Genomic DNA, 1,274 nt, shown 5'->3' with positions numbered 1-1,274 from the left:
AAAGCTGCTGAAAAAGGCCACACAGAGGCCATCCAGACATTGTTGGACTTTGACCGCTCACTGGCCAAAGAGAAGGATAGAAATGGCTTGACGGCTCTCCACTCAGCTGCTTATCAAGGCCATACAGAGGCCATCCAGGCATTGCTGAGCTTTGACCCCTCACTGGCCAAAGAGAAGAGTAGCCATGGCCAAACGGCTCTCCACTCAGCTGCTTATCAAGGCCACACAGAGGCCATCCAGTCATTGCTGGACTTTGACGGCTCCTTGGCCAAAGAGAAGAATAACGGCTTCACGGCTCTCCACCACGCTGCTGAAAAAGGCCGCACAGAGGCCATCCAGGCATTGCTGGACTTTGACCCCTCCCTGTCCAAAGAGAAGAATAATGATGACTTTACGGCTCTCCACTTAGCTGCTAATAAAGGACACACAGAGGCCATCCAGGCATTGCTGGACTTTGCCCCCTCCCTGGCCAAAGAGAAGCATAGAAGAAATGGCTATACGGCTCTCCACTTAGCTGCTGATAAAGGCCACACAGAGGCCATCCAGGCATTGCTGGACTTTGACCCCTCCCTGTCCAAAGAGAAGAATAATGATGGCTTTACGGCTTTCCACTTAGCTGCTAATAAAGGCCACACAGAGGCCATCCAGGCATTGCTGGACTTTGCCCCCTCCCTGGCCAAAGAGAAGGCTAACAATGGCCAAACAGCTATCCACTTAGCTGCTCATCAAGGCCACACAGAGGCCATCCAGACATTGCTGGACTTTGCCCCCTCCCTGGCCAAAGAGAAGCATAGAAGAACTGGCTTTACGGCTCTCCACTTAGCTGCTAATAAAGGCCACACAGAGGCCATCCAGGCATTGCTGGACTTTGCCCCCTTCCTGGCCAAAAAGAAGGATAGAAATGGCTTGACGGCTCTCCACGTCGCTGCTGAAAAAGGCCACACAGAGGCCATCCAGATATTGCTGGACTTTGACCCCTCCCTGACCAAAGAGAAGGCTAGCAACGACCAAACAGCTCTTCACTCAGCTGCTTATGGAGGCCAAACAGAGGCCATCCAGGCATTGCTGGACTTTGACCCCTCCCTGGCCAAAGAGAAGGATAGCAATGGCTTGACGGCTCTCCACTACGCTACTGAATACGCTGCTGAAAAAGGCCACACAGAGGCCATCCAGACATTGCTGGACTTTGACCCCTCCCTGGCCAAAGAGAAAAATAAGTTTGGCGAAACGGCTCTCCACGCAGCTTCTTTTTTTAAAGGCCACACAGAGGCCAT

Annotated in this window: 1 protein-coding gene; it reads left to right on the top strand. The window is 52.5% G+C overall.

Going from position 1 to position 1,274, the window contains the following annotated elements; genetic code table 11:
• Positions 1–1,274 (top strand): ankyrin repeat domain-containing protein (locus tag J7439_RS25495; protein WP_209204862.1); only part of this gene is annotated, 1,274 nt, incomplete at both ends.

Origin of the sequence: Salinisphaera sp. G21_0 (assembly GCF_017744115.1) — a bacterium.
Lineage (GTDB): Bacteria > Pseudomonadota > Gammaproteobacteria > Pseudomonadales > Endozoicomonadaceae > Endozoicomonas.
The sequence above is the reverse complement of the archived record's forward strand: the minus strand, read 5'-3'. Positions and strand labels throughout refer to the sequence as shown.